This window comes from Cryobacterium lactosi (assembly GCF_004403945.1).
In the GTDB taxonomy this organism is placed as follows: Bacteria; Actinomycetota; Actinomycetes; order Actinomycetales; family Microbacteriaceae; genus Cryobacterium; species Cryobacterium lactosi.
In genome coordinates, this window is record NZ_SOHM01000018.1 from 38,999 (window position 1) to 62,551 (window position 23,553).

General features: G+C 68.4%; 23 protein-coding genes. 9 read left to right on the top strand and 14 right to left on the bottom strand.

Annotated elements, in window-relative coordinates; all coding sequences use genetic code 11:
* Positions 1-9 precede the first annotated feature (9 nt).
* From E3T61_RS09190 to E3T61_RS09200, 3 genes are read right to left on the bottom strand one after another with little or no spacing between them, the layout of a single operon-like run.
* Positions 10-855, bottom strand: a complete 846-nt coding sequence (locus E3T61_RS09190; protein WP_134640561.1) for a glycosyltransferase — start codon at positions 853-855, stop codon at positions 10-12.
* Positions 852-1,841, bottom strand: coding sequence for a glycosyltransferase (locus E3T61_RS09195; protein WP_134640562.1), 990 nt, complete (start codon positions 1,839-1,841; stop codon positions 852-854). Before E3T61_RS09195 ends, E3T61_RS09190 begins: the two co-directional genes overlap by 4 nt.
* A complete protein-coding gene (locus tag E3T61_RS09200; protein ID WP_166793195.1) occupies positions 1,838-4,069 on the bottom strand; it encodes a YfhO family protein in 2,232 nt (743 codons plus the stop codon). Before E3T61_RS09200 ends, E3T61_RS09195 begins: the two co-directional genes overlap by 4 nt.
* Positions 4,070-4,271: 202 nt before the next feature.
* Here E3T61_RS09200 and E3T61_RS09205 point away from each other — a divergent pair, with 202 nt between their 5' ends.
* From E3T61_RS09205 to E3T61_RS09215, 3 genes are read left to right on the top strand one after another with little or no spacing between them, the layout of a single operon-like run.
* The gene (locus E3T61_RS09205) at positions 4,272-5,159 is read left to right on the top strand and encodes a glycosyltransferase family 2 protein (protein ID WP_241992480.1); all 888 of its coding nucleotides are present in this window, start codon (positions 4,272-4,274) and stop codon (positions 5,157-5,159) included.
* 40 nt (positions 5,160-5,199) lie between these two features.
* Positions 5,200-6,216 carry a glycosyltransferase gene (locus E3T61_RS09210; protein ID WP_241992481.1) on the top strand — a complete coding sequence of 339 codons (1,017 nt, stop codon included), beginning with the start codon at positions 5,200-5,202 and terminating at the stop codon, positions 6,214-6,216.
* The gene (locus E3T61_RS09215) at positions 6,213-7,181 is read left to right on the top strand and encodes an NAD-dependent epimerase/dehydratase family protein (RefSeq protein ID WP_134640564.1); all 969 of its coding nucleotides are present in this window, start codon (positions 6,213-6,215) and stop codon (positions 7,179-7,181) included. The genes E3T61_RS09210 and E3T61_RS09215 overlap by 4 nt, the downstream gene beginning before the upstream one ends.
* On the opposite strand, the gene rfbA is transcribed toward E3T61_RS09215, so the two are convergent.
* Both rfbA and E3T61_RS09225 read right to left on the bottom strand, forming a co-directional pair.
* On the bottom strand, positions 7,178-8,044 hold the full coding sequence (gene rfbA, locus E3T61_RS09220; RefSeq protein ID WP_134640565.1) for a glucose-1-phosphate thymidylyltransferase RfbA: 867 nt from the start codon (positions 8,042-8,044) through the stop codon (positions 7,178-7,180). The genes E3T61_RS09215 and rfbA overlap by 4 nt on opposite strands.
* A 2-nt stretch (positions 8,045-8,046) precedes the next feature.
* Positions 8,047-8,655: a dTDP-4-dehydrorhamnose 3,5-epimerase family protein gene (locus E3T61_RS09225; RefSeq protein WP_134640566.1), complete on the bottom strand. Its 609-nt coding sequence runs from the start codon at positions 8,653-8,655 to the stop codon at positions 8,047-8,049.
* Positions 8,656-8,729: 74 nt separating this feature from the next.
* On the opposite strand from E3T61_RS09225, the gene rfbB reads away from it, so the two are divergent.
* Genes rfbB through E3T61_RS09240 form a run of 3 tightly spaced genes read left to right on the top strand, consistent with a single transcriptional unit; the run spans position 8,730 to position 11,714 of the window.
* Positions 8,730-9,716, top strand: coding sequence for a dTDP-glucose 4,6-dehydratase (gene rfbB / locus E3T61_RS09230; protein ID WP_134640567.1), 987 nt, complete (start codon positions 8,730-8,732; stop codon positions 9,714-9,716).
* 1 nt (position 9,717) lies between these two features.
* A complete protein-coding gene (rfbD, locus tag E3T61_RS09235) occupies positions 9,718-10,572 on the top strand; it encodes a dTDP-4-dehydrorhamnose reductase (RefSeq protein ID WP_134640568.1) in 855 nt (284 codons plus the stop codon).
* Complete coding sequence (locus E3T61_RS09240) at positions 10,569-11,714, top strand: glycosyltransferase family 4 protein (RefSeq protein WP_134640569.1); 1,146 nt, start codon at positions 10,569-10,571, stop codon at positions 11,712-11,714. The genes rfbD and E3T61_RS09240 overlap by 4 nt, the downstream gene beginning before the upstream one ends.
* 25 nt (positions 11,715-11,739) lie before the next feature.
* On the opposite strand, the gene E3T61_RS09245 is transcribed toward E3T61_RS09240, so the two are convergent.
* From E3T61_RS09245 to E3T61_RS09255, 3 genes are all read right to left on the bottom strand, one after another.
* Entirely contained in the window at positions 11,740-13,101 is a 1,362-nt protein-coding gene (locus E3T61_RS09245) for an LCP family protein (RefSeq protein ID WP_241992482.1), read from the bottom strand.
* Positions 13,098-13,565, bottom strand: a complete 468-nt coding sequence (gene purE / locus E3T61_RS09250; protein WP_134640668.1) for a 5-(carboxyamino)imidazole ribonucleotide mutase — start codon at positions 13,563-13,565, stop codon at positions 13,098-13,100. The genes E3T61_RS09245 and purE overlap by 4 nt, the downstream gene beginning before the upstream one ends.
* Before the next feature lie 86 nt (positions 13,566-13,651).
* On the bottom strand, positions 13,652-14,818 hold the full coding sequence (locus E3T61_RS09255; protein WP_255455668.1) for a 5-(carboxyamino)imidazole ribonucleotide synthase: 1,167 nt from the start codon (positions 14,816-14,818) through the stop codon (positions 13,652-13,654).
* Between the two features lie 109 nt (positions 14,819-14,927).
* On the opposite strand from E3T61_RS09255, the gene E3T61_RS09260 reads away from it, so the two are divergent.
* The gene (locus tag E3T61_RS09260) at positions 14,928-15,494 is read left to right on the top strand and encodes a GtrA family protein (RefSeq protein WP_134640571.1); all 567 of its coding nucleotides are present in this window, start codon (positions 14,928-14,930) and stop codon (positions 15,492-15,494) included.
* On the opposite strand, the gene E3T61_RS09265 is transcribed toward E3T61_RS09260, so the two are convergent.
* Both E3T61_RS09265 and E3T61_RS09270 read right to left on the bottom strand, forming a co-directional pair.
* Positions 15,453-16,010: a PH domain-containing protein gene (locus E3T61_RS09265; protein ID WP_241992483.1), complete on the bottom strand. Its 558-nt coding sequence runs from the start codon at positions 16,008-16,010 to the stop codon at positions 15,453-15,455. The genes E3T61_RS09260 and E3T61_RS09265 overlap by 42 nt on opposite strands.
* 7 nt (positions 16,011-16,017) lie before the next feature.
* Complete coding sequence (locus E3T61_RS09270; RefSeq protein ID WP_134640572.1) at positions 16,018-16,845, bottom strand: biotin--[acetyl-CoA-carboxylase] ligase; 828 nt, start codon at positions 16,843-16,845, stop codon at positions 16,018-16,020.
* 178 nt (positions 16,846-17,023) lie between these two features.
* Here E3T61_RS09270 and E3T61_RS09275 point away from each other — a divergent pair, with 178 nt between their 5' ends.
* Both E3T61_RS09275 and E3T61_RS09280 read left to right on the top strand, forming a co-directional pair.
* A complete protein-coding gene (locus E3T61_RS09275; RefSeq protein ID WP_134640573.1) occupies positions 17,024-18,622 on the top strand; it encodes an acyl-CoA carboxylase subunit beta in 1,599 nt (532 codons plus the stop codon).
* Positions 18,623-18,633: 11 nt separating this feature from the next.
* Positions 18,634-18,873, top strand: a complete 240-nt coding sequence (locus E3T61_RS09280; RefSeq protein ID WP_134640574.1) for a hypothetical protein — start codon at positions 18,634-18,636, stop codon at positions 18,871-18,873.
* Positions 18,874-19,113: 240 nt separating this feature from the next.
* Here the strand turns inward: E3T61_RS09280 and E3T61_RS09285 are convergent, their stop codons facing one another.
* From E3T61_RS09285 to E3T61_RS09300, 4 genes are read right to left on the bottom strand one after another with little or no spacing between them, the layout of a single operon-like run.
* Positions 19,114-20,175 carry a hypothetical protein gene (locus E3T61_RS09285; RefSeq protein ID WP_134640575.1) on the bottom strand — a complete coding sequence of 354 codons (1,062 nt, stop codon included), beginning with the start codon at positions 20,173-20,175 and terminating at the stop codon, positions 19,114-19,116.
* Positions 20,172-21,479, bottom strand: coding sequence for a sensor histidine kinase (locus E3T61_RS09290; protein ID WP_134640576.1), 1,308 nt, complete (start codon positions 21,477-21,479; stop codon positions 20,172-20,174). The genes E3T61_RS09285 and E3T61_RS09290 overlap by 4 nt, the downstream gene beginning before the upstream one ends.
* Entirely contained in the window at positions 21,466-22,173 is a 708-nt protein-coding gene (locus tag E3T61_RS09295; RefSeq protein ID WP_134640577.1) for a response regulator transcription factor, read from the bottom strand. The genes E3T61_RS09290 and E3T61_RS09295 overlap by 14 nt, the downstream gene beginning before the upstream one ends.
* 31 nt (positions 22,174-22,204) lie before the next feature.
* A complete protein-coding gene (locus tag E3T61_RS09300) occupies positions 22,205-23,518 on the bottom strand; it encodes a class I SAM-dependent RNA methyltransferase (protein WP_134640578.1) in 1,314 nt (437 codons plus the stop codon).
* Between the last annotated feature and the right edge of the window lie 35 nt (positions 23,519-23,553).

Below are 23,553 nucleotides of genomic sequence, written 5' to 3' on the forward strand. Positions count from 1 at the left end.
ACTTTGATCCTACTGGGGCGTGTCTGTGTGCTTGCTCACGGCCATCCGACGATAGACCGCGCGGCGGATGACGACCGGAACGAAGCGGTACCCGCCACGCACGATCACATTGCGCAGGAACTGGCCGGGTGTGACGAACCTGTCGGCCAGCAGCCGGCGTTGCAGGGCGAGCTCACTGCGGAACAGGGACAGGCCGCCGCGCCGGTTGTACGCGCCGGAGTCGACCCGGTACATGACCAGGGGTTCCGGCAGGTTGCGCACGGTGGCGCCGTTCATGATCATCCTGGCGAACAGCCAGTAGTCCTCCATGAGAGGAAGGTGCCGGTAACCGCCGGAGGCCTCCACGGCGGACTTGCGGTACACGACGGTCGGGTGGTTGAACGGGTCGCGGAATCTCGCCTGGCGGGTGATTTCGGCCTGTCCGACCGGAGGGACCCTGCGGCCGAGGATCTTGTCCAGCTCATTGAATTCGAGCATGCCCGTTCCGACCAGGTCACAGCCCTCTTCGATGGCGGGCAGCTGCTTGGCGAAACGTTCGGGCAGCGAGATGTCGTCGGCATCCATTCGTGCGACCACGTCGAACCGGCAGGCGGCCAACCCCAGGGTGAGCGCAACGGCCAGGCCGACGTTGACGTCCAGGTCGACCCGGCGAACCTCGACCGGTGACGCGGCGATGGCCGCCGCGACGGCGTCGGCGAGGGCCGGGCTGATCGGTCCGTCCCGCACCAGGACGACCTCGGCGGGTCGGCGGATCTGGTCGGTGACGGCGCTGGAGAACGCCCGGGTGAAATACTCCGGCCGGTCGCCCAGGTACACCGGCAGCAGCAACGAGAAGGAGAGGTCGGTGGCTGTCACGACGAGGACCTCGTCGGGCCTGACTGCGCAGAGGCGACGGACTCCGCAGCGGCGACGGACTCGCTGACCCGGCCGAACCCGGCGAGGACCTCATCGTTGCCGGCCGGGCGGGTGGTGAGCCCTTCGCGCAGGCCGTCCCGCAGACCTTGCCAGAGCGTGGCGCGGTCGGCGGAGTGCGCGAAGGTGCTGACCCAGCTCCTGGCCGTCGCCCCGGCGTAGAGCAACCGTTCGGCGTTGGAGAGGGCCGGTGAGAGACGCAGCAGCCAGAGCTTGTTGCGCACCTCCAGCCGGAACCGGGGCCCGGGATCGATGTTCGTCGACCCGAACACCTTGGTCTTGTGCACGACAACGCTGCGCCGGCAGATGTACCCGGTGGATCCGCGCAGTATCCGCGCGGTGTACTCGAAGTCGTCGTTCCAGAGGAAGTACGCGGCGACCGGCAGGCCGTGCTGCCGGATGGCGCGCGCGTCGATCATGACCGAGACGAACGACGCCGAGCGGACCGGATAGCAGTCGAATTCGCGAGCGCGCTCCAGGGCGCTGCGGGAGGCGAAGGGTCGCGCCCGCGGCATGTTCATGGGGTGGTCCCTGCCGTCCGTCCAGTGCACGGCGGAGGCGAGGATCCGGGTGGTCGCCGGAGCATGCGTCCGGGCAATGAGCAGTTCAGCGAGGGCGGTCTCGGTGGGGACGGTGTCGTCGTCCATCAGCCAGACCAGGTCTGCGCCGAGCGGACCGACGGCCTCGGCCAGGCCGGCGGTGAAGCCGCCTGCTCCGCCGGTGTTGCGGTCCAGCACGACCAGGGTGACTTCTGGATGCGCCGCACGGACGGCCTCGGCCGTGCCGTCGGTGGATGCGTTGTCCACCACCAGCACGTCATCGGGCCGTCGGGTCTGACCGGCCAGGGCGGCGAGGCTCTCCAGGAGCAGGTCACGACGGTTGAAGGCAACGACCACGACCACGACTTTCTCACCGGGTGTCTTGGTCATGAGTTCTCAACTTTCAGTGGTTCCCGCAGCTCGGTGGCCCAGGCCGGCCGGGGGCGTGATCCGGCCCGGCCTCGTCCCCAGAGCCGGATGGCACCCCAGCCCAGGAGCAGAAGGACCAGGAGGACGCCGGAGAGGATCTGGACGGGCCAGCCCGGCGCCCGGAAGGACACCGTCACGACCTCGCCGGCGGAATCGGCAGGAATGTCGATGCCCATCATGAACCCGTTGATGAGTTCGTCGGACACCGTTCCGCCGTCAACCTCGTAGCCGGGCCACGAGATCCGGCTCAGGGCGACCTGGCCGCCGTCGGCGCCGACCTCGTCGACGCGGAAGGAGACGCCCATATCGTCTTCGTGGAGCACGGTCACCGAGGTCTCGTCGTCGGACCACACGACGCTGCCGGCGCCGGGTACCGGGGTGTCCCTGACGATCAACCTGGTCAGCGCGGTGTCAGCCGCCACCTGCCAGCCGGCGGGCGTCTCGGCCCACAGCTCTTCAGGAACCGAGCTCTTCACGATCAAGATCGAGCTGACGCCCAGGTCATCCACGAGGTTCTGCTCGGTGTCGGAATCCGCCGTGAACAGCTTCGGCAACAGGTCGGCACAGGTCACGCCCTGATAGGCCATGCACAGCGCATCGCCGTACCCCGGGTAGAAGACCGAGGTGTACGCGTTCTGCACCGGAGCCTCCGGGATGTACCAGAGATTGGCGACGGTCGTTTCGGCCCAGTCGCCCTGCTGGATCTGACCGTTCTGCGGTCCGCCGACCACGAGGACATCGCCCTTCGCGTCGGCGAGCAGGTCCCGGTAGCTCTGCACCGAACTGGGTACCTGGTAGTTGAGCAGCGGGCCGCTGGTGTGCACGACGTGCTGGGGCAGGATGACACCCAGGGTGACCAGAACCGCCAGAGCGGGCAGCAGCCAGGCTCGTGAGGCCCTGGCCCGGTCCCGCCAGGGGGCGGACAGGCCCGGCAGACCACGCGGAGAGGTGATCCGGTAGAACACCCAGAGCACGATGATCACCGCGAGGATCGCGAGGGCGACCACCCCGGCGTATTGCGGACCCTGGAACACCGTCAACAGGCCGCCGAAAACCGCGTATGCGCTGCCGGCCAGGAACCGCCGGCGGGAGAGCACCTCGACCCGGGCCAGGGACAACCCGATGGCGAGGATCAGTAGCACCGCGATGGCCAGATACGGCATCATGCGCAACGGGATCCGGAGTGGTCCGACGTCGCTGGGCAGGAGCACACCGATCAATGCGACGCCGAAGAAGATGACGACGCTCAGCCGGGTGGCGAGAACCGGCATCAGCCGCTTCCAGGCGATGAAGGCGAACAGCGGGAGCATCCAACTTATGTAGACCAGCGGCGCCGAGGGGAAGAAGGCGCCGAAGAAGCCGACCTGCGGGATCCCGACCGGCGTGTTCGCGGCCACCAGACCGCTCAGGTCCACCGTCAGCAGCCCTGTGTTCACGACACCCTTGGTGCGCCCGGACGTTCCCGCGGTCAGCAGGCCGGGCAGGTGCACGATGACCGCGAACAGACCGGCACCGGTGGCGATCAGGAACGCCCGCACGATGGATGCCCGGTGCCGGGCGATGAACGCCTCAGCGATCGTGGCGGCGAGAGCGACGGCCAGGAAGATGGTGGCGTGCACGTAGCCGATGCCGACCGTACCGATGCATGCCAGGAGAGCAAGGGTGGGCGACTTGGCCGAGAAGACGGCGCGCCTGGTCAGCGCCCAGGCCAGCGCCCACATGCTCCAGGCCAGCAGACCGTTCACCCAGGTGGTCGCATCCAGGTAGAACGTCACGCCCGTGAACGGCAGCGCGACGGCCACCGCTGCCGCCCACCCCCGGCTGGACTGGAAGGTGCGCGCCAGCAGGTACGCGCCCAGCGAACCCGCGACCAGGCAGACGACCTTGACCACGGTGGAGAAGATCAAGGCGTTGCCCGCCCAGTGCGACCAGAGGCCGATCAGCCAGAGGACCGGGCTGAAGATGCCCCAGGCGCCTTCGGCGAGGTAGTTGCCGGACTGCCAGACCAGGGGGTTGATCAGCGACCAGTTCCCCTCGAGGATGCGGGTGCCGATCTCGTACCACTGGCCGAAGGCACCGGACTGGGTGTCGTCGATGAAGTAGTAGCCGCGGTTGACCAGCAGTGGGAGAGCGGCCCCGAGCAGTACGGCGACGACCACAACGGCGGGCCACACGAATCTCGACTTCACCAACAGAATGCCCTTTTCTCGCCCTGATCAGGATGTGACGGTCGTCACTGTGCGCGCCCGCAGGGGTGATTGCCGGCCCGCTCCGCGCGAACCGCCTCCCCATTCTCGCCTAGGGCCGCCCCGCGCGGGGACAGAGCTCCCTCAGGAGCACCCGGTATCGTGAAGGCTCAGCACTACGAAGGATGCGAGTCACACCTAACCTATGACACACGATGCGATGTTCCCTGATGATCAGCCTCTCGTCTCTATCGTCATCCCCGCCTATAACAATGCGGACTACCTCGACGAGACCATGAAGAGTGTGCTGGGCCAGACGTACACCAACCTCGAGGTGATCGTCTCCGATCACGCATCCACCGACGACACCTGGGCCGTCATGCAGCGCTACAGCTCCGACCCCCGGGTAACCCTCCTGCACACCGAGGGCGGCGGCGGCGCACTGCGCAACTGGAACCGGGTGAGCCAGGCTGCCACCGGCGACCTGATCAAACTCGTCTGCGGCGACGACCTGCTCTACCCCACCATCGTCGCCCAGCAGGTCGCTGCGCTCATCAATGAGCCCGGCGCCATGCTCGCCGCTTCCCCGCGGGACATCGTCGACGCCAACGGCGCTCCGGTGCTCAAGAACCGCGGCCTGGCCGGCCTGACCGGCGTGCACGACGGTGCCGTCGCCGTGCGCAAGACCGTCACCCAGGGCACCAACATCTTCGGAGAACCCGGCTGCGTGCTGATGCGCCGCAGCGCCCTGGAGAAGGTGGGCTGGTGGGATTCCCGCTGGCCGTACCTGATCGACGAAACCTCCTATTCGATGGTGCTGCTGGAGGGAAAGTTCGTCGGCGTCCCCGGCAGCCTCGCCGGTTTCCGCATCTCAGACAGCCAGTGGAGCGTACGCCTGGTCGCCGAGCAGGCCGAGCAGGCGATCGGCTTCCACAACTGGCTGGCGAAGACCCGCCCGGATGTCATCTCGGCCACCGACCGGCGCATCGGCAACACCCGCGCCAGGGTGATGGCCCAGGTCCGCCGGCTCGCCTACATCTGGCTCGGCCGCCGCATGTCCAAGGCGGTGACGACGGATGCCGCAGCCAACTGACCCGGCCGACGAAACCGCCCGTGTGGTAGGTTCTGAACCCGTGACACTCCCCTCAGCAGAACCCGACGTCGCCGACCACACCATCTCGATCGTCATCCCCGTCTACCAGGGAGAACGCACCCTCACCGGCGTGCTCGACGAGATCGAACCGCTGACCCGGCTGAGCATCACCCCCGACGGGTACAGCTTCCAGGTTGAAGAGGTCCTGCTGGTCTTCGACCACGGCCCTGACGACTCCGCGTCGATCATCCGCAGCATCACCGAACGTTTCCCGTTCGCCCGCGGCATCTGGCTGAGCAAGAACTTCGGCCAGCACGCCGCCACCCTCGCCGGCATGGCGTCCTCCGGCGGTGACTGGATCGTCACCCTCGACGAGGACGGCCAGCACGACCCGCGCGCCATCGGCGGGATGCTCGACACCGCCATGCGCGAGCAGGCCAGCGTCGTCTACGCCAAACCGACCAACCCGGCCCCGCACGGGCCGGTGCGCAACGCCGCCTCGAAGACGGCCAAGTACCTGCTCACCAAGCTCTCGGGCACCGGCGCCGCCGCCGACTACCAGAGCTACCGGCTGATGCTCGGCAACATCGGCCGCAGCGTCGCCGCCTATGCCGGCTCCGGGGTGTACCTCGACGTCGCCATCGGCTGGGTCGCCTCCCGCGTCACGACCTCCCCGGTCGAACTGCGCGAGGAAGGCGAACGCAGCTCGGGCTACTCGGCCCGCCGGTTGTTCTCGCACTTCTGGCGCATGATCCTCACCACCGGCACCAGGGGGCTGCGGATCGTCAGCGGCCTCGGTGTGATCTTCGCCGTGATCGGCGTGATCTTCGCAATCGTCATCTTCATCCAGCGCCTCGCCGGTGACATCGCGATCCAGGGCTGGGCGTCGCTCAGCGTGCTGGTGCTGCTGAGCGCCGGGTTCATCCTGTTCTCGCTGGGCATCATCGCCGAGTACATCGGCATCAACGTGAACATGGCCATGGGCAAGCCGCCGTACCTGATCACGACCGACCCGGCGGATGGGCCTCTCGGGCGGACGCGCAAAGCCGCCAAGTGACCACCTACGTCTGGGTGATCGGGGCCAGGGGCCTCCTGGGCAGCGCCACGGCCGCCGCGATCACCCGCCGCACCGGCTGGGAGCTGCTGAGCGCTGACCCCCTGCCCTGGGCGGACGACGAGGCGCTCTCCGCTGCGGCAGCCGCGACGGCGACCAGGCTGTTGGCCACCGCCGCGACCGAGCGCGCGAATTGGGCGGTCCTCTGGCTGGCCGGCAACGCCGTCACGTCCACCCCGCCTGAGGCGATCAGCCGGGAACTCCGCCAGCTGCGCCTGGTGCTGGATGCCGTCGGCGGCGCGGCCGCCTACCAGGGCACCTCACGCTCCGGCGCCGTGTTCTACGCGTCCTCGGCCGGCGGCGTGTACGGCGGTTCGGCGCATCCGCCGTTCGACGAGCAGAGCACACCGGTGCCGATCTCCGGCTATGGGCGGTTCAAGCTGGACGCCGAGGCGAGCCTGTTCGATTTCTCCCGCGCCACCGGTGTCTCGGTGCTCGCCGGCCGGATCGCCAACCTGTACGGTCCGGGGCAGAAGCTGGGCAAGATGCAGGGACTGATCTCCCACCTGGCCAAAGCCCAGTTCTCGCCGAAGCCTGCGTCGATCTTCGTGCCGCTGGAAACCATGCGCGACTACATCTTCGTGCGTGACTGCGCCGAACTCGTGCTGGATTGTGTCGCCAGGCTGCTCACGGTCACCGAGGCGACCGGGCGCACCGAGGCGATCAAGAACCTTGCCTCCGGCCAGGCCGTGACGATCAGCAACCTGCTCGGCCAGATCCGCAGCCTCGCCAAGGGCCGGCCGAACGTGATGCTCGGCTACTCGGCTGAGGCCTCGATGCAGGGTCTGGACCTGCGCATCACCTCGACGGTGTGGCCGGACCTGGACCGACGGCAGCTGACCAGCCTGCCCGCCGGCATCAAGGCCACCATGGACGACGTCCTCGCCCACATCCAGTCCGGCGGCTAGTCGGTCTTGAGCAGCCCGTTCAGGTAGACGCCGTAGCCGCTTTTGGCGAGCGGGGCGGCGAGGCGGGCGAGCTGGGTGTCGTCGATCCAGCCGGCGCGCCAGGCGATCTCTTCGATGCAGCCGATCTTGTGGCCTTGGCGGTCTTCGATGACGCGCACGTATTCGCTGGCCTGCATCATGGATTCGAAGGTGCCGGTGTCCAGCCAGGCGGTGCCGCGGTCCAGGACCTGCACGTGCAGGTTGCCCTGGTTGAGGTAGCGCTCGTTGACGGTGGAGATTTCCAGCTCGCCGCGGGCGGAGGGTTCGATGGACTTGGCGATCTCGACGACGGAGTTGTCGTAGAAGTACAGGCCGGGAACGGCGTAGTTGCTCTTGGGCTTGACCGGCTTCTCTTCGATCGACACGGCGGTGAAGTCGTCGTCGAACTCCACGACCCCATACGAGGTGGGGTCGGAGACGTGGTACGCGAAGATCAGGGCGCCGTCGATGTCGGCGTTGTTGCGCAGCGCCGTTCCCAGGCCCGCGCCGTGGAAGATGTTGTCGCCCAGGACCAGGGCGACGCTGTCGTCGCCGATGAACTCCTCACCGATGATGAACGCCTGCGCGAGGCCGTCCGGGGACGGCTGCACGGCGTACTGGATGTTGATGCCCAGGTCGGACCCGTCGCCCAGCAGCGCCTTGAACTGGTCGTTGTACTCCGGGGTGGTGATGATGAGGATGTCCTTGATGTCGGCCATCATCAGCGTCGACAGCGGATAGAAGATCATCGGCTTGTCGTAGATCGGCATCAGCTGCTTGGAGATGCCCTTGGTGATCGGCCACAGGCGTGTGCCCGATCCGCCGGCGAGAATGATTCCGCGCATGTCTAGTTCCGTTCGTTGAGCGTCTGGTAGTAGGCGCGGGCGGCGTCCCAGGTGGGCAGCAGTCCGCTCGCGGCGGCCTCGGCGAGGCTGGGGGCGTCGGTGTCCTTCGGGGACAGCAGCAGCTCACCGGCGTCCTTGGGGAACACCAGGCCGACCTCGGCGTCGAGCGGGTTGATGCCGTGCTCGGCGCCGGCGGTGTAGGTGGAGGAGACCAGGTAGCTCACGGTGGCCTTGTCGGTCAGGGCGACGAACGCGTGGCCGAGGCCCTCGGCGATGTAGACGGCCTTGCGGTCCACGTCGTCCAGCAGCACCGAATCCCACTGCCCGAAGGTGGGCGAGCCGACCCGGATGTCGACGATGAAGTCGATGATCGCACCGTGTGTGGCGGTGACGTACTTGGCCTGGCCCGGCGGGATGTCGGCGAAGTGAATGCCGCGCACAACGCCACGGCTGGAGACGCTGGTGTTGGCCTGACGCAGGTCCAGCGGGTGCCCGAGAGCCTCGGACAGCTTGTCGAATCGGTACCACTCGAGGAAGACTCCCCGGTCGTCCCCGAACTGCTTGGGGGTCACCTCGTAGGAATCGGGGATGGAGAGTTCACGAATCTGCACGTTCGCCAGCCTAGCAATGCGCGTCCAGTACAATCGCGTAGGCACCTTTACGCAAACGGAATGGTTACCAATATATGAAGATCCTCGTCACCGGCGGCGCCGGGTTCATCGGCTCGAACTTCGTTCGCCGAACCCTGCAAGACGCTTACCCCGGCCTGGAGGGCGCTGAAGTCGTCGTCCTGGACGCCCTCACCTACTCCGGCAACCTGGAGAACCTGGCCCCCGTGGCCGATTCGCCCCGGTACTCCTTCGTCAAGGGCGACATCCGCGACGGCGCGCTGCTCGACACCCTGTTCCCCGGACTGGACGCCGTGGTGCACTTCGCCGCGGAGTCCCACGTGGACCGCTCCGTGCGTGACGCATCGATCTTCGTCGAGACCAACGTGCTCGGCACCCAGCAGCTGCTCGACGCGGCCCTGCGCAACGACCTGCCCCGGTTCGTGCACGTGTCCACCGACGAGGTCTACGGCTCCATCGCCGAAGGCTCCTGGAACGAAGAACGCGCCCTGGAACCGAACTCGCCCTACTCGGCGTCGAAGGCCGGCAGCGACCTGCTCGCCCGCAGCTACCACCGCACCCACGGCCTGAACGTGTCGATCACCCGCTGCTCGAACAACTACGGCCCGTACCACTTCCCCGAGAAGGTCATCCCGCTGTTCGTGACGAACCTCATCGACGACCTGCACGTTCCCCTCTACGGCGAGGGCAACAACATCCGCGACTGGCTGCACGTGGACGACCACACCCGCGCCATCGCCATGGTGCTGGTCAACGGCCGCGCCGGCGAGATCTACAACATCGGCGGCGGCACCGAACTGACCAACGTCGAACTCACCCAGCTGCTGCTGGACGCCACCGGCAAGGACTGGTCCTACGTAGACCGGGTCGCCGACCGCCTCGGCCACGACCTGCGCTACTCCGTGGATATCTCCAAGATCCAGGCCGAACTCGGCTACTCCCCCGAGGTGCCCTTCGAAAAGGGCCTGGCCGACGTCGTGCAGTGGTACCGCGACAACCGCACCTGGTGGGAACCCCTCAAAGCCCGCGCGGCGCTGAGCTGACATGACCCGCTATCTGATCGCCGGCGCGGCCGGGATGCTCGGTCGTGACCTGCAGGACGCCCTCGCCGGGCGCGACGTCACAGCCGTCGACCGCAGCGAGCTGGACATCACCGACCTCGCCGCCGTTCAGAAGGCCGTCGCCGGCCACGACGTGATCATCAACGCCGCGGCGTACACCGCCGTGGATGCGGCGGAGGAGAACGAGGCCGCCGCATACGCGGTCAACGCCATCGGCCCACGCAACCTCGCGATCGCCGCCGCCGCGGTCGGCGCGAAACTCGTGCAGATCTCCACCGACTACGTCTTCGACGGCGCCGGCAACAGCCCATACCCCGAAGACACCGAGATCGACCCGCTGAACGCGTACGGCCGCACCAAGGCCGCCGGCGAACAGTTCGTGCTCACCGAGAACCCTGCGCGCAGCTACATCGTGCGCACGGCCTGGCTCTACGGTGCCCACGGACCCAACTTCGGCCGCACGATGCTCACCCTCGCCGCGGGCCGGGACACGGTCTCCGTCGTCGCCGACCAGTTCGGCCAGCCGACGTGGACGGTCGATTTGGCCCGTCAGATCGTGACGATGCTCGACGCGGATACGCCCGCCGGGATCTACCACGGCACCAACGCCGGACAGACGAACTGGTTCGGCTTCGCCAAAGCCGTGTTCGCCAGCGCGGACCTGGACCCGGAGCGGGTGTTGCCCACCGACGGAAGCAAGTTCCAGCGGCCCGCCGCACGACCGGCCTACTCGGTGCTCGGCCACGACGCCTGGGCGGCAGCCGGCTTGACCCCGATGCGCCCCTGGACCGAGGCCCTCGCAGACGCCGCTACCCACGGCGCGTTCACTCCGTCATGATCACCCTCAAGGTCATCGTGGACCAGCTGGTCTCCCCGGTGCCGGGCGGACTCGGCCGCTACACCGAGGAACTGACCCGGTCGCTGATCGCGACGGCGCCGGCCGGCTGCGAGGTCGAAGGCATCGTATCGGCCACCTCCGCCGAACACTACGACCAGATCATCGCGGCCCTGCCCGGCCTGGCCGGCCTGCACAAGATGGCCTTGGCACGCCGCGAGCTCTCCGCCGCCTGGCAGCTGGGCGTGGCCACCTCGGCCGGCCACGGCCTCGTGCACGCCCCCGGGCTGTTCGCCCCGCTGCACCGCCACGACAGGGCCAAGGACGAGACCCAGGTCGCAGTGACGGTGCACGACGTACTCGCCTGGACGCATCCGGAAACGCTGACCCCGACCACCGTCGCGCGCGCCAAGCTGATGCTCAAACGCGCCCGCAAGCACGCTGACGCCATCGTGGCGCCCAGCCACGCCCTCGCCGACCAGCTGCGCGAGATCATGAACTTCGGCGACCGGGTGCGGGTGATCGGCGGGGCCGTCAGCAGCAGCCTGACGCTGCCGACGAATTCCGCCGCCGCCGAGAACATGGCCGTCGAGCTGAACCTGCCCGACGAGTACATCCTCACGGCCGGAACCCTTGAACCGCGCCGCGCCGTCACCGCGCTCATCGAAGCCCTCGGGCGTCCGGGCGCCGTCGACCTGCCGTTGCTTGTCGTCGGTCCGGACTCATGGGGGGAACTCACCCTCGCCTCGGTGGCCGACGAGGCCGGCCTCGCCCCGGACCGGGTGCGCGCGCTGGACGGCTTGAGCGACCAGCAGCTCGCCCTGGTGATGTCCCGGGCGTCGGTCTTCGTCTACCCCAGCCTCGAAGAGGGCTTCGGCCTGCCGATCATCCAGGCTTTCCACTTCGGTACACCGGTCATCCACTCGGATGCGCCGGCGTTGGTCGAGGCCGCCGGCGACGCGGGCTTCGTGGTGGAACGTGACGACCCGGCCGGCTACCCCGAGCGGCTCGCCGCCGCGCTTGACCGGGTACTCGGCGACGCCGCGCTGGCCGACCGGCTGCGCATCTTCGGCAGCGACAGGTCCAGGGCGTTCAGCTGGCGGGACACCGCCGAGCGGGTCTGGCAGCTGCACGCCGACCTCTGAGCCGGTCGGGACTGAGCCGCGCGGCTCAGGGCGCCGGCGTCTCGGTGACCGGGTTCAGGGCCGTGTCGATCAGGCTGCGGATGTAGTCGTAGTCCGGATCCTGCGGGTCGACGTTGTTCGCCGGCACCAGTTCGACGGCACCCACCGGGAGCTCCTTGGTCTTGCCGGCCAGGTTGGTGAAGTACCCGAGCATTCCCTGCGGCACATCCGTCGAGACCACCTGCTGGCCGGCCTCGGCCACACCCTGGAACTTGGTGATCACGTTCGCCGGGTTGAACTGCTTGAGGATCGCCTCCTGCAGAACGCGCTGCCTGGCCATCCGGTCGTAGTCGCTGGTGCCGTGTCTGGCCCGGCCGTACCAGAGGGCGGTGAAGCCGTCCATGTGCTGCTGCCCGGCCTCGACCCAGCCGTCGACGTTGTTGAACTCCTCGTCGCCGCCGATGGGCAACCGCTCGGCCACGTTGATGTCGACCCCGCCGAGGGCGTCGATGAGCTCGGAGAAGCCCTGCATGTCGATCAGCACGTAGTACTGGATCGTGAGGCCGGTGATGCCGCTGGCGGCGTCCCGCATGGCCTCGATGCCGGGCTCGCTGCCCTCGGCCTCGGCATTCGGATACATCTCCGGGCTCTTGAGCTCGACCTCGGTGTAGATCGAGTTGAGCATGCAGGCCGACACGTCACAGACCCCGTCGTAGCCGTACCCGTCCGGGTAGACGGCGTTCAGCGGGGATCCCTCGGGGAACGGCACATACTCGAGGTCGCGGGGCAGCCCGATGATGTCGGCCTTGCCGGTCTCGGCATCGATGCTCACCACCGAGATGCTGTCAGGTCGCATTCCCTCCCGGTCGGGTCCGGCGTCGCCGCCGAGCAGCATGATGTTGTACCGCCCGTCCACGGGCGGCTCCGATGGCCCGGCCGCGAACACCGAGGAGAGGAACCCGCTGGCGGTGGTGGCGACGTAGGCCCCGTAGCCGGCCGTGCCGGCGAAGACGACCATCACGACGGTCGCGAGCCCAGCGATGAACGGGCGGGCCTTGGGCCGAGCCTTGACGAGTCGGGTCAGCCGGATGGTGTCGAAGGTCAGGATCACCCAGACGATGGCATAGAAGACCATCACGGCGGCGAGGATCCACAACCCGATCGAGTTGGTGGCCACGGTGAGCACGATCTCCGGGTTCAGCGTATAGACGACGCCGGCGACGATCACCAGGCCCAGGAAGGTCAGGGTGGCGCGCAGCCCGAAACGGCCCAGGCCGCGGCTTCCCGCGAGCACCTGGGCGGAGCCGGGCAGAAGGATGTTGAGGACCACGAGCCACCAGGCCCGGCGGGTCATGACCTGTCGGGAGCCGGAGTTCGGGTACCGGATCGGGCTGCTGGCGCTGCTCATAGTCTGGCTTGCAGGGCCGTGTTCTTCTGCTCCACCTGCTCGGCCAGCTGGTCGGCGTAGGCCTCCAGCTTGAGGCGCAGCGCGTCATCCGCGGTCGCCAGGATCTTGATCGCGATCAGGGCCGCGTTGCGGGCACCGCCGATCGACACTGTCGCAACGGGCACGCCGGCCGGCATCTGCACGATCGACAGCAGCGAGTCCAGGCCGTCCAGGCGGCCGAGTGGAACCGGAACGCCGACGACGGGGAGCGTGGTGACCGCGGCGAGCATGCCCGGCAGGTGCGCCGCACCGCCGGCACCGGCGATGATCACCTTGAGGCCGCGACTCCAGGCCTCCGAGCCGTAACGGATCATCTTCTCGGGTGTGCGGTGTGCGGACACCACCTGCACCTCGTGGGCGACGCCGAACTCGGTCAGCATCGCCGCGGCGTCGCTCATCACGTTCCAGTCGGAGTCCGACCCCATCACGACACCGACGAGCGCGGCTGCGGAGGGGGCGGACTCAGGGTCGGAAGTCGCGAAGTTCTCTGGCACGGTGATGATCTTAGGCTTTAGTCCTGGAAAAACGCCGCAGTGGCACGCGCCTGGTAGGTGACCGAGTCCAGATCGGGCCCGGATGCGGTGACGTGGCCGATCTTCCGTCCCGGACGGGGGGCCTTGCCGTAGTTGTGCACCTTGACCGTGGGCTGTTCGGCGAAGGCTGCGGGGTAGCGGTCCGCCATGCTGCCCTCGGCGGGACCGCCGAGGATGTTGACCATCACCGACCAGGCCTCCCGGAGCCCGGTGCCGCCCAGCGGGAGGTCCAGCACGGCGCGCAGGTGCTGTTCGAACTGGCTGGTGGTGGACCCGTCGATCGACCAATGGCCACTGTTGTGCGGCCGCATCGCGAGCTCGTTGACCAGCAGCCGGCCGTCGGTGGTTTCGAAGAGTTCCACGGCGAGCACACCGGTGACGCCGATGCCCTCCGCGACGCGCTCGGCGATGTCGGCAGCGACCTCGCTGAGCCGCCCGGCAGATTTCGGGGCCGGTGCGATCACCTCGGCGCAGACGCCGTCCAGCTGCACGGTCTCCACCACCGGCCAGATCGAGATCTCCCCTGACGGGCGCCGGGCGACGACCTGCGCCAGCTCGCGGCGGAAGTCGACAAGCTCCTCGACCAGCAGGTCACCACCGTTGGCGTCTTCGGCGAGCGCGAGGAACCAGTCGTCGGCCTCGTGGGCGTGGGACACCACCCGCACCCCCTTGCCGTCGTAGCCGCCCCTGGCCGTCTTCACGACGGCCCGGCCGCCGTGGTCGGCCAGGAACCGGGCCAGGGCGTCGGCATCCGCCACCCGCGCCCAGTCGGGAACGGGCAGGCCGAGCTCGGTGAGTCGCTCCCGCATCAGCAGTTTGTCTTGGGCGTAGAGCAGAGCGTCGGGCCCGGGGTGCACGCTGATGCCCCGGCTGACCAGTTCTCGGAGGATCACCTGCGGAACGTGTTCGTGGTCGAAGGTCACGACATCGACGGTCTCGGCGAACGCGAGGACCGTGGCCAGGTCGCGATAGTCGCCCACCGACACCGCGGCGAGGCTGGCGGACATGCCGTCGGACTCGGCCAGGACCCGGAGGTCGATGCCGAGGTTCACCGCGGCGGGGATCATCATGCGGGCCAATTGGCCTCCGCCGATCACACCAACGATCGTGCTCATCTGTTCACCAATTTCTGTGCGACCGTTCATCCGAGGGGCTGGGAACTCTCAGGATGGGGATCATGCCGGGACGTAGACTGCGAGAGAAGCGCGTTATCTCGCTACACGTTCCATTTTCACCTATCGGCCGGACGGATGCATGTCGAGACCAACCTTCAGCAGGCATCGGGTGTTTGCCTTCGCGGCACAGCTCGCGAAATTCGGCATGGTCGGGCTCGTCGGTTTCGCGGTGGACATCACGGTCTTCAACCTGCTTCGGGCGACGATCTTCTCCCCCGAGGCCCTGGCCTCCGGCCCGATCTGGGCGAAGGTCGTCTCGACGATCCTCGCGATCCTGGCCAACTGGGTCGGCAACCGATACTGGACATTCTCCAAGGACCGCCGCTCCCAGACCCTGCGGGAGGGCCTGGAGTTCTTCGCGGTCAGCCTCGTCGGCATGGGCATCGGGCTGGCCTGCCTGTGGGTGAGCCACTACGTTCTCGGCTACACCAGCGTCCTCGCCGACAACATCTCGTCGAACGTCATCGGCCTGCTCCTCGGCGCGATCTTCCGCTTCACCCTGTACCGCTACTGGGTGTTCTCGCCGTCCCGCCAGGCAGCGGCTCCTGCCAGCGCGGGTGCGGGTGCGACAGGCACGGTGCCGACGAGTACGGCGGCGCTGCGGTTACAGGCCCGGGCGGATTCCGAATTCGTCACCGAGCGCTGACTGCTCCTGCCGACGCGTGGCCATCACGGTCTGAGACTGCTCCATCAGGTCCTGCAACACCTGTTGCACCAGATCGGCGTCCGGCACGTCCCGCAACGACAGCGGATGCTCCAGGCCCGAGTTGATGCGCACGGTCCCTGACCTGAATAGCGACTGCAACCAGGTCCTGCGCACGCTCACGTCGTAACCTCTGCTGTGCAGCAGCTCCTGGCGCACGTGCACGAAGATGCCGTGCACAAAAATGATCCGCCGGCTCGTCACCGTGTACCGCCGGGTGAGCCAGGCCACCAACGGCAGCAGCCAGAGCAGGACCACGACCAGGCCGGCCCCGACCAGCAGCAGATCGTTCTGCCACTGCTCGGCCAGGCTGCCGTAGTAGTACCCCGTGGCGCCGCAGACGCCGATCAAAACGAGGGTGGGCCAGAAGAGCACCCGTGCGTGCGAACGCAGGCGGGCGATGACCACCTCGGGCGGCGCCGTCGGCACGGCGGGCAACGAGCTGGCTGGGTTGGTCATATACCCATTAATACCTCAGATGGGTCACGTCCCCCGCGGCGACGGCCTGCAGTTCCCCGTTCGTCTGGTCCTCGACGATCAGCCGGCCGTCCGGATCCAGACCGACCGCCGTTCCGACCAGGTCGTGGCCGCCGGGCAGTTCGACCCGGACCGCGGTGCCCAGGGTGCCGCACAGCGCGGTGACCTCGGCGTGCAGGCCGCTGGCCACCGGATCGGCGCCGGCGGCGAGGAAATTCGTGGTGAGGGTTCTCAGCTGAGTCAGATAGGCCGCGAGCACGGCGTCGGGGTCCGGTACGGCGCCGGTCACCAGCATCAGCGACGTGGAGGTGAGCGTGGGCAAGTCGTGCTCGTCCAAGGCCAGGTTCAGCCCGGTGCCGATGCACAGCCCGCTGGCATCCGGCAGCAGCTCGGACAGGATGCCGGAGACCTTGTAGCCGTCGATGAGCACGTCGTTCGGCCATTTGAGCGCCACCTCGTGCCGCGGTTCGTCCTCGTCGCCGGTCGCGGCGGCCTGCACCACCGAACGCACGGCCAGGGTCATGGCCGCCCCGGCGAGCAGCGGAAACCAGCCGAACCGGTTCGGCGGCAACGGCCCGGTCTCCAGCCGGGGCCGGAGCAGCACCGAGATGGCCAGGGACTTGCCGCTGGGGGCCAGCCAGGTGCGGCCCAGCCGGCCGCGGCCGCTGGTCTGGTTGTCGGTGACGATGACGGAAAGGTCCGGCCACTCCGCAGCATCCGGGCCGCTCGCCGCGGTCACCAGCACATCGTTGGTCGAGCCGGCCTCGGGGAGGTACTCGAACCGTGCCCCGATGCCGCGGCTGATCGGAAATTCCATGCTGACGCCTCTTCTCACACCCCGCAGGGATCATAACTCCTGCAATTCTGCCCAGTTTGGCCCCGAACCGCAGGATCAGCCCCGGCCGGGCCCGAATTGCAGGAGTTATGCACCCGCGCCGGTGCAGAGGACTCCGGACCCTGGGGGCTGTGCGGGTGGGGCCGGTAGAGTAAGCGGCGTGACTGAGAACCCGACCGGACCTGACCTATACACGACGGCGGGTAAACTCGCCGACCTGAAACATCGCTATCACGAGGCCGTGACCGCGAGCGGCGAGGCCGCCATCGAAAAACAGCACGCCAAGGGCAAGATGACCGCCCGCGAGCGGGTGGCCGAGCTGCTTGACGAAGGATCGTTCGTCGAGCTGGACGAGTTCGTGCGGCACCGCACCGTGGCGTTCGGCATGGAGAAGAAGCGTCCGTACGGCGACTCCGTCGTCACCGGCACCGGCACCATCCACGGCCGTCAGGTGGCCGTCTACTCCCAGGACTTCACGATCTTCGGCGGGTCGCTCGGCGAGGTCGCCGGCGAGAAGATCATCAAGGTGATGGACCTGGCGCTGAAGACCGGCGTGCCCATCATCGGCATCCTCGACTCCGGCGGAGCGCGCATCCAGGAGGGCGTCGTGGCCCTGGGCAAGTACGGCGAGATCTTCCGTCGCAACACCGCGGCATCCGGCGTCATCCCGCAGATCTCGATCATCTGCGGGCCCGCCGCCGGCGGCGCCGTGTACTCCCCCGCCCTGACCGACTTCGTGATCATGGTCGACAAGACCAGCCAGATGTTCGTCACCGGACCCGACGTGATCAAGACCGTCACCGGTGAAGACGTGGGTATGGAGGAGCTCGGCGGCGCGCTCACCCACAACTCGGTCTCCGGCGTGGCCCACTATCTGGCCAGCGACGAGTCCGACGCGCTGGACTACGCACGCACCCTGCTCGGCTTCCTGCCGGACAACAACCTGGCCGAGCTGCCCGTTTTCGACAGCGAGGTCGAGCTCGAGACCACGGATGCCGACCTCAAGCTCAACACGCTGATCCCGGATTCGCCCAACCAGCCCTACGACGTGAAGACCGTCATCGAGCACATCGTCGACCACGGCGACTTCCTCGAGACCCAGCCGCTGTTCGCGCCGAACATCGTGGTGGGCTTCGCCCGCATCGAGGGCCGCAGCGTCGGCATCGTCGCCAACCAGCCCAACGCGATGGCCGGCACTCTGAACATCCCCGCCGGCGAGAAGGCCGCACGGTTCGTGCGGTTCTGTGACGCGTTCTCGATCCCGATCCTCACCCTCGTCGACGTGCCCGGCTTCCTGCCCGGCACCGACCAGGAATGGACCGGCATCATCCGCCGCGGCGCGAAGCTGCTCTACGCCTACGCCGAGGCCACCGTGCCGCTGATCACCGTGATCCTGCGCAAGGCATACGGCGGCGCGTACATCGTGATGGGCTCCAAGCAGCTCGGCGCCGACATCAACCTGGCCTGGCCGACCGCCGAGATCGCGGTGATGGGCGGCCAGGGCGCCGTGAACATCCTCTACCGGGCCGAAATCAAGAAGGCCGAGGCCAGCGGCGAGGATGTCGCCGCCGTGCGCAGCCGGCTGGCCAACGAATACACCTACAACGTGGCCAGCCCGTTCCTCGCCGCCGAGCGCGGCGAGCTCGACGGGGTCATCGAACCTGCGGCCACCCGGGTGTCCGTCGTGAAGGCACTGCGGGCGCTGCGCACCAAGCGCGCGACCCTGCCACCCAAGAAGCACGGGAACATCCCGCTGTAGGCGGCGCCATCATGACCGACTCCGAGGACACCACCGGCTTCGACCCGGCCGAGCTCACTTTCGTGACGACGGGGGTCTCCGAACAGGAGGCCGCCGCCGTCACCGCCGTTCTGCGGGCCCTGCTGCGCGCCGAATCCGACGACCTCCGGGCCGCGCCGAACGGCGCCGCCAGCCCGTGGCAGGACAGCCAGCGGGCCGTCCGGCCCGCGTTGCCCCGCGGCGACGCGCGTTGGCGCGGCTTCACGGCCTGACCGTCGCGGACACCCGCGGCGAAACTGTCCCCCTAAATGACGACTTTTCACGGGGGCGATGGGACAGCATCATTGATATTGCTGGGTGTTGCTCTCGAGTGACACGACCAATCATTCGCCGACTAGGGTAAGCAGGCGAATGTGTTGGGGGCGCGTCTAGGCGACATTCGGGTTGTCGCCCTGACACGGAAATGTCGGAAGGGGATCTGTCTTCGGATGGGTCCCCTTTCGCATGTCCGTTCAGTGCCGGCGGGTCGCCCGCCCGGTCGCAACGTCCTGAACGTGGTTGGCCCGCGGGATCTCCATCCAGAGGTCCACCTCTTCGTCAGGTGATTCCTGGCCGAGGGCGCTGAGCCTCGGGTCCGGGCTGTTGATGCCCACGACGGTCACCGCGGTTCCCGACCCGTCCGCCGCGGTCCTGGCGATGATCGTGGCCGCTGTGGTGGCAGCCATGGCGTCGGCCAGGGTGTTCAGCACGAGCTCCAGGTCGGCGCCGGTGAGGTCGTCGATGCCGCCCTCGTCGAGCAGGGTGACGATGGCTCCGCGCCGTCTGGCCGCCATCACCTCGCGGCGTACGGCATCGTTGAGCAGTTTGCGCCCGCGGATCTCGTCGCGGATCGCGGCCTCCAGGTACCGGCACTCCTGGCGTTGCCCTTCGCTGAGACTGCCGCCCTCCTGCACGATGCGGCGCAGCATCGGCGCCGCGAGCCGGATGGTCTGGGCCAGGCGGACCTGACGCTCGTACAGGTGCGCCTCCTGCGCCGCCTGCCATTCGGTGGCCTCCCGTTCGGCGAGGCCGTACTGCCGGGCGTCCCGGCCGGCCTTGGCCAGCGCCCTGGCCAGCGTGACCGCAACGAACACCCACACGGCGCTGCCGATCACACCCATCGACGCGAGCGCGCCCGCACCGGCCCAGACGATGGTGTGGGCGATGAGGAAGCCCGTGCCCACCCAGGCCAGGGTCGCACGCCTGCGGGTGGCTGTGATGGTCATCAGGGTGCCGACGGCGGCCACGTACCAGGTGGCGTAGCCGTTGTCGGACACCGTCCCGTCCAGCTGGCTGCCGACCAGGAGCGGAACGGCGACGCACACGGCGACGTTGAAGAACCCCAGCCAGAGCGACATCCGGGCCGGGCTGGTGGGCCACAGGCTCAGCACGGTGGCCAGGGCGTAGAGCAGGACCGCGATCAGCGGCGGCACCGGCGAGGTGGGCGCATCCAGGGAATACAGCGCCAGGATCACGTGATAGGTCGAGAACAGGGCAGCCAGGGACAGGATCAGCCCGCGAGGAACAGTGATCATGCGGCGTCACCGGGCTCGCCGAGCGGCCACTCGATCAGGATGGAGGTGCCCCGGCCGGGGCCACTGCGCACCTGCACGGCACCGCCGGCTGTCGCGACCCGTTCGCGGATCGAGATCCGCAGGCCCAGGCGTTCGCTGGGCACGGCGGTGGGGTCGAAACCCACCCCGGAGTCGGCGATCTCGATGATGCAGCCGCCGAGCAGGTTGGTGTTCATCCGCACCGACCTGGCCACCGCGTCTCCGCGGGCGCCGGCGTGCTGGATGCTGTTCACGATCGCCTGGGCGCTGGCGGCGAAGAGCGCCTCGCTGGCGTACGCGGGCAGGCTGAGGTCCTCCGCGTCGCAGTCGATGAACTCGATCGGCTCGTCGAACCTGTTCGCGATGGTGCGGATGCGCCCTTTGAGGTCGCTGAACGGCACCATGCTGTCGTCGGCGGCGGGGATGGAACCTGCCTCGTTGAGCCGCACCATGGCTTCCTGCGCCATCGTTGCGGCAAGCTGGGCGGCCTTGGGCGTGCCGGCGGCCGCGGCCGAGAGCAGCGCAGCGAGCACGCTGTCGTGCACAATGGAGTCCACCTGCACCCGCTCCACCTCCGTGGCGTGCTGGCGCACGGCCGAGGAGTAGATGGACAGGGCGTTGGTCTGGGCGGTGTCGACGGCCGCAGTGGCCTGGCGCAGCATGGTGATGATGATCAGCACCACCTGGCCGAGGAGGATCGCGTAGAACGCGTCAAGGGCGCCGAGCATCGGCTCCGCGCCACCCCCGGCGGGCAGCACCCGCACCACGCCGTAGGCGATCGGGGCCAGCAGCGTGTAGATCATCGCCCACCACAACGGGAAGGACACCGCGGCGCAGGATGTGGCGACGGTGCAGAGGTACCAGAGCCAGGATTTGCCGTCCAGGACGCCGTCTGGGGTGTTCAGCATCGCGGGCCAGGCGACCAGCGCCGCGAGGTACAGCACGGCGAACAGGCCGCTGGTGACCCTGATGAATCTCTTCACCAGAGTGGCGATGATCGCCAGGCCCAGGCCGCCGTACATCGCCACGGTGAGCGCGAGACCCAGGCCCGGCTTCAGGCTGTCCATCTGGCTGAGCATCGCCGGGTAGGTCTGCAGAGCGAAGATCAGGCCGACGCCGCCGACTGCGCGGGAGACGACGCGTTCGATCTGCGCGCGGCTGATGGGCTTGCGCGGCTGCTTGGATTCGTTGAGAAGGTCGGCGCCGAGCTGGTCGGGCCCGCTTCGTCCCGGTGAGAGTCTGAAGGACCGGACCGGCAGGACCTCTGCCGGACTAGGAGCGCCCATCCCCGCCTTCCGGGTCGAGGCCCGGCAGGATGCCGTCTTCAACGGCCCTGCGCAGCAGGTCCACCTTCGTGGGCGCCGGGCGGCCTACCTCGACGTACTTCACCCGGATGCGGTCCAGGTACTCCCGGGCGGTGGAGTGCGCGATGCCGAGCTGCATGGCCACCATCTTCAGCGGCAGGCCGGAGGCGTAGAGGTGCAGAACGTCGCGTTCGCGCCGGCCCAGCTGGGCCTTGGCGAAGTCCCGGTCGGCGTCGATGGCCGTGGCCCATTCCAGGTTGTTGAGCACGTCGCCGCGGGCGACAGAGGCGACGGCGGCCATCACGGTGGTCGTCGGGCTCGACTTGGGGATGACGCCGGCCGCGCCGGCGGCCAAGGCCTCGCGGACCAGGGCGACCCGGTCGGCGATGCTGTGCACCAGCACCGACGCCCCGGTGCCGCGGGCCAGGTGCACGTTGTCGGTGACCAGGGACCCATCGCCGAGGGAGAGGTCGAGGACGATCACGTCGACCTCACGCCCGGCGATGCCGTCGACGAGCTCCCGCACGGTCGCGGCGGCGAAGACCACCACGAAGCCGGTGTTCTCGCAGGCGGCCTTGATGCCCAGCCGCACCGACTCATGGTCGTCGGCGATGCCCACACGCACGGGACGGTGGGCCAGGTCGGGTGCTGCGGCAGGCTCGGTCACGGTTGTCATCTTTCGTCTACGTTCTTGGTGCTAAGACTAGCTATCTGGTGAGCAGGGCGACGGCTTCGACGTGGTGGGTATTGGGGAACAGGTCGAAGGCGCGCAGGCTCCGCAGGGTGTAGCCGTGCTCGCTGAACAGGGCCACGTCGCGGGCCAGGGCCACCGGATCGCATGCGACGTAGACCACCTGGGCCGGTCCGAGGTGCACCAGGGTGTCCACGACTTCGCCGCCGGCACCGGAACGCGGCGGGTCAAGGACCACGGTGGCGGCCCGCTGCCGGCCACGCTCGGCCTCGTCGGCCTCGCGGGTGAGGCCGGTCAGGAACTTGTCCACCCTGGCGGTCTGGGCGGTGGCGCCGACCCACTCGGCGAGGTTCGCGCTGGCGTTCTCGGTGGCCTGGGCGTCGCTCTCCACCGAGGTGATGCGAACGTCGGAGCCGAACCTGTCGCCGACGGCGGCGGCGAGCAGGCCCACTCCGCCGTACAGGTCGAGGTTGGCGGCCTTGGGGTCGAACAGGTCGGGGTCGATGGCGTCCTGCACGGCCGCGAACAGGGTCTCGGCGGCGCGGGCGTGCACCTGCCAGAACCCGGCTGCGTCGAGCCGGAACTCGCGGTCGCCAACGACCTCGGTGATCGGCTTGGGCGCAGTGCGGCGCCGGCGGCCCTTGTCATCCTGCTCGGCGACCAGAATCTGCACCGGGCCCACGCTCGGGGCGACGACATCGACGGATGCGGCGCCGGCGAACAGCTTGTCCAGCGGCGCGGCCATTTCGAGGGCGTGCACGGCCAGCGGCAGGTCGTCGACGGGGATCACCCGGTGCGAGCGGGCCGCGTACGGGCCGACGATGCCGGTCTCGGTCACGTGCAGGCGCACCCGGGTGCGCCAACCGGTGCCGTCCATGGCGTCGCCCGGTGAGGCATCCGCGGCGACCGGAACCGGCTCGACCGTGACATCGCTGTCGACGCCGGCCATCCGGTGCAGGGCGTCGGTGAGGACCTGGCGCTTGAGTTCTCGCTGGTGGCCGAGTTCGATGTGACCGAATTCGGCGCCGCCGGCGCGGTCGGCCGGATCCCGGTCGATAGCGGCCGCAGCCCAGATGTGCGGCTGGCGTTCGGGGGCCGCGTCGAGGACCTCGACGGTCTCGGCGCGCCAGAAGCTCTTCTTGTTCGCGTCGGTGAGACGCACGCGCACCCGTTCCCCCGGCAGCGTGTCGCTGACGAAGATCACCCGGCCCTCGTGGCGGGCAACGAAGATGCCGCCGTGGGCTACGTTGGTGATATCGAGGTCGAGTTCAGTGCCGATCTCGCCCTCTGGAATGCTCTGACTTGCCTGACGATTAGTGTTGGTGCCCATTGAATGAGCATCCCACACCTGATGAGCCACCGAAG